This window comes from Bacteroides sp., from assembly GCF_019417265.1.
Classification (GTDB): Bacteria; Bacteroidota; Bacteroidia; order Bacteroidales; family Bacteroidaceae; genus Phocaeicola.
In genome coordinates this window covers 63,106-71,915 of record NZ_DXVR01000002.1, presented here as the reverse complement: position 1 = coordinate 71,915, position 8,810 = coordinate 63,106, and the positions used below count along the sequence as shown (strand labels likewise).

Genomic DNA, 8,810 nt, shown 5'->3' with positions numbered 1-8,810 from the left:
CCGTACGGACATCCTGGTCGCCTATCTTTTTCAGAAGTCCGAAGTCGATAAGCGGACGGTCGAAACTGCGGATAACGTCGAAAGGTATAAAATCTGCATCTTCCGGGCTGAACGTAAACGTCACAATGTCTTTTATTCCGTTTGTCAGCTCTACTTCATTGTTTTCGTTCAGTCTTCTCACTGAACTGTTGAGTATGGAACTTTTTCCTATACCGTTCACTCCACTGAGGATGTTGACATCTTTCCTCAAATCCCATGCAATGTCTTTTCTGCCCCAAAGGCCTTTAATGACAATACGCTTTATGAACTCGGCTTGTTTCTTCATTTGTGTGTCTTTTATCGTTCTTATCCAACAAATTTAGTCATTCTCTTTGAATAAATCAACCATAGTCGGTCAATTTTTCAAATATCTTGTAACTTTGCAGCAATTATAAACTTAAGGTATAAAGAAATGAAAAGTTCTAATTTCAAGGCACATCTGGCGCTTTTGTTTGCTGCCAGCATGTGGGGGCTTATGGCGCCTGTGGGTAAGGCTGCCATGGAAGCAGGTATTTCCGGTCTTGCACTTGCCAATATGCGTATGATTGGTGGTGCGGTGTGTTTCTGGATAACATCATTGTTTGTCAAGAAAGAAGATGTTCCGCCTCGCGACCTTATGCTCCTGTTTTTTGCATCAATGCTTGGTATCGTATGTAATCAGGGATGCTACACTTTCGGTCTGTCGCTTACCTCGCCGGTGGATGCTTCCATCATGACTACTACAATGCCTATTGTGACAATGATACTGGCTGCCGTATTCCTGAAAGAGCCGGTTACACCGCTGAAGGTTGGTGGTATTCTTTTAGGCTCAGTTGGTGCTCTTGCGCTTATTCTCAGCAATACCGGTGGTAGCGAGAAAGAGGGAAATGTGTTGGGCGATGTGCTGTGTGTTACTGCACAGATAAGCTTTGCATGCTATCTTACTATTTTCAAGAAACTAATAGCGCGATATAGCGTATTCACTCTGATGAAATGGATGTTCAGCTATGCTGCAATCTGTTTCATACCGTTCTCTTACAGGGATTTCTCGGAGATGCAGTTCTCTTCATTCTCCATTGATGTATGGATGCAGGTGGGATATGTAATATTGTTCGGAACATATTTCGCATATATTCTGATGCTTGTAGGTCAGAAGACACTTCGTCCTACGGTTGTCAGTATGTATAACTATATGCAGCCGGTAGTAGGTTCAAGTGTGGCTATACTGATGGGTATGTCGTCATTCGGATGGGTAAAGGCTATTGCTGCGGTCTCAATTTTTGCGGGTGTATATCTTGTCACCCAGAGCAAGTCGCGTGCTGATATGCTAAAGGAAGAATCTTTGTCAAAACATTAAGAATCAGTTAATGAAGGAAAAATCGAATATAGTATCTCCGGCGCTTCATCTTCAGCATCATTATGAATTGTTGAAGGCTGAATATGAGTATGAAAAGGAACAGTTCCGTCAGCAGACGGAGGTGATGGGAATAGGGCGCAAGGTGAAGCGCGGAATGTGCTGGTATCCTATATCTGTGGAACGAAGTTACTATAATGCTCTCAATCAGTTTGTGGTTGAGATATTTCGTACAGAGGATAAGGAGATAGAGCATCTTTTTGAATATGGCCGTCCTGTATGTTTCTTTACTCAGGATGCCGGCGGGCGACTGACATATATGAATTTCGTCGCTACGGTGAATTATGTGGACGAGGACCGTATGGTTGTGATACTTCCCGGACCGGATGCCATGATTGCCTTGCAGAGGTATGATGTGCTCGGAGTGCAGCTGTATTTTGATGAGACTTCCTATCGTCTGATGTTTGAGGCGTTGAACCGTGTGATAGGGGCGAAGAACAATCGTCTTGCCGAGTTGCGCGATATCTTCCACGGACAGCAGCCTGTATCGGAATTTTCTTTCAATCCTATCAGATTCCCATGGCTTAACCGCACTCAGGAAGAGGCTGTCAATAAGGTGCTTCATGCCAAGGACGTGGCTATCGTACACGGACCTCCGGGAACGGGAAAGACTACTACTCTTGTGGAGGCTATATACGAAACTCTGCACCGCGAGAACCAGGTGATGGTGTGTGCACAGAGTAATATGGCTGTAGATTGGATAAGCGAAAAGCTTGTAGACAGGGGTGTGAGTGTGTTGAGAATAGGAAATCCTTCGAGGGTGAATGACAAGATGCTGTCGTTTACATACGAAAGAAAATTCGAGTCGCATCCCGATTATTCACAGTTGTGGAGCATAAGAAAGGCCATCCGCGAATTGTATTCAGCAAACCGAAAAGGTGCCGACAGAGAGAATATCAGACTGAAGATTAATTCTCTGAAAGACCGTGCCACTGAGTTGGAGATAAGGATAAACGAATCTTTGTTTGCCGAGGCAAGAGTCATATCCTGTACGTTGGTGAGCAGTGCTAACCGTGTACTTATGGGGCATAAGTTCGGTACATTGTTTATCGATGAGGCAGCCCAGGCATTGGAGGCCGCATGCTGGATTCCTATAGCGAAAGCAGACCGTGTGATACTGGCCGGCGACCATTGTCAGCTTCCTCCTACGGTGAAAAGTCCTGTAGCATTGCGTGGAGGATTGGGACATACGTTGATGCAAAGCATTGTGGCAAACAAACCGCAGGCTGTTTCTCTTCTGAAGGTGCAGTACAGAATGAACAATGAGATAATGCGTTTCTCTTCCGACTGGTTCTATGGCGGAATGTTGCAGTCGGCTCCCGAAGTGAAATATCGCAGTATCCTCGATTTCGATACACCTATAGAATGGGTGAATACAGAAGGTATGGACTGTAATGAGGAGTTTATAGGCGAGAATTATGGCCGTATAAACAAGCAGGAAGCCGAACTCTCTGTAGGTAAACTGAAGGAGTATATAGAGAAAATCGGCCGTGAACGCTTCCTTGACGAGCGTATAGACGTGGGAGTGATTTCTCCTTATAAGGCACAGGTGCAGTATCTACGACAATTGATACGCAAGGATGCATGGTTCAAGCCGTACCGTCAGTATATTACTGTCAATACAGTGGATGGTTTTCAGGGACAGGAGCGCGATGTTATACTTATCAGTCTTGTAAGAGCTAATGAGGAAGGACAGATTGGCTTCCTGAATGATCTTCGACGAATGAATGTTGCTATTACACGAGCAAGGATGAAACTCATTATCTTGGGAGATGTTGCAACACTGACGAAACATCCTTTCTATAAAAAACTTAACGAGTATATAGAGAGTTTGGTTTGATATTTCGCGTAAGTCGTTAATTATTAACTTGATATAATATTTGCAGAACCTAATGATTATAAGTCGAAAACGGAGTTTTCACTTTGTAAATCATTAGGTTTTCCGTATATTTGCGAACTTATTAATCACAACTTAATTTTTATGTTTAACGACTTATTACAATCGTCTTATTTCTCTGTATTCCTGATTGTTGCCCTGGGCTTTATGCTCGGACGCATCAAGATAAAGGGATTATCTCTGGATGTATCAGCCGTGATTTTCATTGCCCTGGCTTTCGGCCATTGGGGAGTTTCAATTCCAAAGGAACTTGGTAACTTCGGGTTAGTGTTGTTTATCTTCACCATCGGTATTCAGGCCGGTCCCGGATTCTTTGATTCTTTCCGTACCAAGGGCAAGACTCTGATTCTTATTACAGTGCTTATCATTGCGTCGGCATGTCTTACGGCCATAGGGCTGAAGTATGCTTTCGGAATAGATACGCCAAGTGTTGTGGGACTCGTGGCAGGAGCCTTGACAAGTACGCCCGGTCTTGCTGTGGCTATTGACAGTACGCAGTCGCCGTTGGCTTCGATAGCATACGGTATTGCATACCCGTTTGGAGTTATTGGTGTGATTCTTTTTGTGAAACTTTTGCCGAAACTTCTTCGTGTAGATTTGGATGAGGAGGCAAAGCACCTTGAAAAAGAGCGCAGGGGACAGTTCCCTGAACTAAGTACGTGTATCTTCCATGTGACAAACGAAACAATTTGTGGAAAAACGCTTGCACAGCTTAATATTCGTGCAATTACCGGAGCCGTGGTTTCTCGTCTTAAGATAGGCGATGAAATCGTGATACCTACCGCATCTGTTATTATAAATAAAGGTGACATAATTCAGGCTGTAGGTAGTGAGGAATCTTTGAATAATCTTGGAATTATGCTTGGCGAACGCGAAGAAGGTGAGTTGCCGTTGATAAATACTCAGGTTATAGAATCACTGCTGCTGACAAAGAAGGATATGATAAACAAGCAGTTGGGCGACCTTAATCTGCAGAAGAACTTCGGATGTACAGTTACCCGTATCCGTAGAAGCGGTATCGACCTTTCACCTTCTCCTGAACTGGCATTGAAATTTGGTGACAAACTGATGGTAGTGGGCGAACAGGACGGTGTACAGGCTGTAGGCCGTCTGTTGGGTAATGACGAGAAACGTCTTTCTGATACGGATTTCTTCCCTATAGCGATGGGTATTGTTCTTGGTGTGTTGTTCGGAAAACTCAATATATCGTTTGGGGATGGTATGTCATTCTCTCCGGGGCTTACCGGTGGAGTATTGATGATGGCTCTTTTCCTGAGTGCTGTAGGAAAGACAGGACCTATCCTTTGGTCAATGTCCGGTCCGGCGAATCAGCTTTTGCGTCAGTTGGGATTGTTGCTGTTCCTTGCGGAAGTCGGTACATCGGCTGGAAAGAATCTTGTTTCCACATTCCAGGAAAGCGGATTCCTGCTCTTTGGAGTTGGTGCTTTGATTACTATTGTTCCTATGCTGGTAGCGGCGATAGTAGGCCGTCTGGTTTTCAAGATAAGTATGCTTGATTTGCTCGGTACTATTACAGGTGGTATGACCAGTACACCAGGTCTGGCTGCGGCTGATTCTATGACAGACAGTAATATTCCGGGAGTAGCCTATGCAACGGTTTATCCTATAGCGATGGTGTTCCTGATATTGTTCATACAGTTTATAGCACTGGTAGTGGTGTAAATAATAGATATACAATAAGGGGCGTTCAGACACAGCTTAAATACTGTTTAAACACTGATTAAGCACTTATTAAACTGAGTCTGAACGCCCTTTTCGTATGGTTTTATGCCTTGAAATCCGTTCCCGCAGGACGCTGGAATATACGCAGATTGAATTCCTGAACCATTGCCATTACGTGTTCGAAAATCTCAGATTGCAGAGCTTCGTAAGGAATCCAGTCCGGAGTGTCGGAAAAGCAATATATCTCTAAAGGCATACCTTCTGATACCGGTTGCATCTGTCGCACCATTATCATAAGGTCTTTGTTCACTTTCGGATGATTGTTCAGATAGTTTAGGATATAGTTCCTGAAGATAGCCAGGTTTACGGTTTTCTCGTTTATGTCAGTTTTCTTGTCTATCAGACCTTTATCTATGAAACTTTGTATCTCTTCCGGTGTACAGAAGTGTACGGTGTTCATATCTATGTTGATAGAGCGTTTTATTCTTCTTCCTCCTGTTTCGCGCATTCCTCTCCAGTTCTGGAATGAATCGCTGACAAGAGCATAAGGCGGAATAGTAGTTATGGTCTTGTCGAAATTCTGTACTTTTACAGTTGTCAGAGATACCTCTATCACATATCCGTCAGCCCCGTATTTTGTCATTGTAATCCAGTCGCCCGGACGCAACATGTCGTTTGCAGACAGCTGGACTCCTGCCACTAATCCCAAAATACTATCCTTGAATATCAACATCAGTACGGCTGCCGATGCACCCAGTCCGGCAAGTATGCTTGTTGGGTCCTGGTCCATCAGGATGCTTATCAGTATTATTATACCGATGGTGATGGTGATGAGTTTAATCATCTGATATATACCTTTCAGCGGCCGGTTTCTCAGTTTCTCATGCTCGCTTGAGATATTGTACAGCGAGTTGAGGAATGTTCCAATCAGCAGAATTGTTACGATATCAAGGTATATGAGGCATACCTTGAGTGTGAAGTCCAACAGTTTTGGCGATTGGTCGAAAGCATACGGCAGGAGCGCATAAAGTATTATAGGAGGTATCATGCGGCTGAATGCCTTCATCATTTCTGTGTTGAACAGATAATCGTCCCATTTGGCTTTTGTTCGTGCCGTTATTTTGTGAATGAGTGGGATTACAATGTGTCTGAACAGCTTTGTACACAGAAAAGTGATAAGGAGTGCTACCAGGAAAAGAGTGATTTGAGTACCCCGGCTTATATCGTTTTTTTCTACTCCGATGTTTTGCAGGATGAGTGCAATTTCATTGTAAATATTCTTGTCCATTGGTATAATATCAGTAAGTTATGTTATAGGGTGAAACTATACTTATATTCTGTTGTCCGCCCCCCACATCATTTTTTCTCTAAGGGTGTTGAAGAACGTATTGTTTTGCCTTTTTACAATCTTGGTGAAATGATTGGCTCTTCTTATTATCAGTCGGGCATCTTCGTGACAGCTTTCGCTTCGTCCGTCGATGGATATCAGGAAGTTGTGGCTGCGGCTTCCCACTTCCAAAGCAATCTCCCAGTCGTCGCGCAGCACTATCGGACGCATGTTCAGACTGTGTGGGGCTACGGCTGTAATGCTCATAGTACCGCTTTGAGGAACCATAATCGGTCCGCCTACACTAAGGGAATAGCCTGTCGAGCCTGTAGGGGTAGCTACTATCAGTCCGTCGGCCTGATAGATATTGAGAAGTTCGTTGTTAACGTAAGCTTTTATGGTTATCATAGATGAGCTGTCCCTTTTCAGAACAGCAATCTCATTCAGGGCATACGGGCTGCCTTTCAGAATATTGTTCTCGCATGTGAGTTTGAGTACACGTCTTTGTTCGGCTATATACATTCCTTGATATATCTCGTCGAAAGTTTCTTCCATCTCATCAGGAGATATGGCTGCCAAAAATCCGAGTCGCCCTGTATTTATACCTAATATGGGAATTTCCTTTTCTCCAACTCTGCTTGCTGCTTTCAGAAATGTTCCGTCGCCGCCTATGCTTAGAGCCATGTCGGCAGTGAAATTGTTTCCGTCGAATATCTCCAGTCCGCTTAAATCGGTTTGTGTATGTATTCTGAGAAACTCATAGAATTCACGGCTGATACATATTGTCGCTTCCTTCTTGCGAAGAATATCCAACAAATGGGTTACGTGGGCAGATTTGTGTTCCTGATATGTGTTTCCGAAAATGGCAAATTTCATCTTCTTTTGCATAAAGTGTAGCTTATTATCAATCTTTTTTGTCCCGTATGTTAGTTAGTTATCGTAAAACCTGCTAAATTTGCATTCTGATATGCAAAGATATAAAATTCATACATTATGACCAAACTAAGCGTGAATATAAACAAGATTGCCACTTTAAGAAATGCGAGAGGTGGCAATAACCCTGATGTAGAGAAGGTTGCCCTGGATTGCGAAGCATTCGGAGCAGATGGTATAACAGTGCATCCTCGTCCTGATGAACGTCATATCAGATACAGTGATGTATATGCACTCCGTCCGCTTCTTAGAACTGAATTCAATATTGAGGGATATCCGTCAGCTGACTTTATCGACCTTGTTCTGAAAGTTAAACCGCATCAGGTGACATTGGTGCCGGATGCGCCGGACCAGATTACTTCCAACTGCGGATGGAACACAAAGGCCAATCTGGATTTCCTTTCAGAACTTATGGACAGGTTTGGAGAAGCCGGTATAAGGACTTCCATATTCGTGGGTACTGATATAGAGATGATAGAATATGCTGCACGTGCCGGGGCTGACAGAGTGGAATTGTACACAGAACCATATGCCTCAGGATATAAAAAGAATCCTGATGAGGCTATTGCTCCTTTCGTAGAGGCAGCAAAAGCTGTGAGAAAACTTGGAATGGGACTTAATGCCGGGCATGACTTGAGCCTTGAGAATCTGGGATTTTTCCATCGTAATATCCCATGGCTTGATGAAGTATCTATAGGACACGCTCTGATATGCGATGCTCTTTATTTGGGATTAAAGAAAACTATTGAAGAATATAAAAATTGCCTTTTATAAATCGCTAACAGATTGACTCGAAAAAATCAAAATCACTAATTATGATAACAATGACTTTAATGGCAGTGGCTCAGATGGCTGCCGACACGATGTCCGGAGCTAATCCGGTGCTTACTCCGGTTGTGCAGGGCGAACCGCAAATGAATCTTTGGGATATGGCTTGCAAGGGTGGATGGATTATGATTGTACTGGCTGTCATGTCGGTTATAGCATTTTACATCTTCTTCGAACGTGCTTTCACTATACGACGTGCAGCAAAGGAAGACCCTTTGTTCATGGACAGAATACGCGATTATATCAGAAGCGGGGAAGTTAAATCTGCCATCAATTATTGCCGTATAGCAAATACTCCGGCTGCAAGAATGATTGAAAAGGGTATTACACGTATGGGACATCCTGTGGCTGACGTTCAGGCTGCCATAGAAAATACGGGAAACATTGAGGTGGCGAAATTGGAGAACGGCTTGTCTATCATGGCTACCATATCAAGCGGGGCTCCTATGCTTGGGTTCCTTGGTACTGTGACCGGTATGGTTCAGGCTTTCTGGAACATGGCGAATGCGGGCAACAATATCGATATCACACTGTTATCAAGTGGTATTTACGAAGCTATGATAACTACTGTAGGAGGACTTTTAGTGGGTATCATTACGATGTTTGCCTATAACCATCTGGTATATAGAATAGACAAGGTGGTAAGCCAGATGGAAGCACGCACAATGGCTTTTATGGATTTGTTGAACGAACCTAACGAAAAATAATAT

Annotated in this window: 7 protein-coding genes; 5 read left to right on the top strand and 2 right to left on the bottom strand. The window is 43.6% G+C overall.

Annotated features, from left to right (window positions below):
* Nucleotides 1–451: 451 nt before the first annotated feature.
* The 3 genes from QZ379_RS00930 to QZ379_RS00920 all read left to right on the top strand — a co-directional run bounded on the left by QZ379_RS00930 (nt 452) and on the right by QZ379_RS00920 (nt 5,012).
* On the top strand, nt 452–1,375 hold the full coding sequence (locus QZ379_RS00930) for a DMT family transporter (protein ID WP_291557144.1): 924 nt from the start codon (nt 452–454) through the stop codon (nt 1,373–1,375).
* Between the two features lie 10 nt (nt 1,376–1,385).
* Entirely contained in the window at nt 1,386–3,272 is a 1,887-nt protein-coding gene (locus tag QZ379_RS00925) for an AAA domain-containing protein (RefSeq protein ID WP_291557142.1), read from the top strand.
* Between the two features lie 141 nt (nt 3,273–3,413).
* Nucleotides 3,414–5,012 carry a TrkA C-terminal domain-containing protein gene (locus QZ379_RS00920; RefSeq protein ID WP_291557140.1) on the top strand — a complete coding sequence of 533 codons (1,599 nt, stop codon included), beginning with the start codon at nt 3,414–3,416 and terminating at the stop codon, nt 5,010–5,012.
* A 103-nt stretch (nt 5,013–5,115) separates the two neighbouring features.
* Here the strand turns inward: QZ379_RS00920 and QZ379_RS00915 are convergent, their stop codons facing one another.
* Nucleotides 5,116–6,300 (bottom strand): mechanosensitive ion channel domain-containing protein, encoded by a 1,185-nt coding sequence (locus tag QZ379_RS00915; RefSeq protein WP_291557138.1) that lies wholly within the window; start codon nt 6,298–6,300, stop codon nt 5,116–5,118.
* A 42-nt stretch (nt 6,301–6,342) separates the two neighbouring features.
* Nucleotides 6,343–7,227, bottom strand: a complete 885-nt coding sequence (locus tag QZ379_RS00910) for an NAD kinase (protein ID WP_291557137.1) — start codon at nt 7,225–7,227, stop codon at nt 6,343–6,345.
* A gap of 105 nt (nt 7,228–7,332) precedes the next feature.
* Between QZ379_RS00910 and QZ379_RS00905 the strand changes: the two genes are divergently transcribed.
* Entirely contained in the window at nt 7,333–8,046 is a 714-nt protein-coding gene (locus tag QZ379_RS00905; protein ID WP_291557135.1) for a pyridoxine 5'-phosphate synthase, read from the top strand.
* Nucleotides 8,047–8,087: 41 nt separating this feature from the next.
* Nucleotides 8,088–8,807, top strand: a complete 720-nt coding sequence (locus QZ379_RS00900) for a MotA/TolQ/ExbB proton channel family protein (RefSeq protein WP_291557133.1) — start codon at nt 8,088–8,090, stop codon at nt 8,805–8,807.
* Nucleotides 8,808–8,810 lie beyond the last annotated feature (3 nt).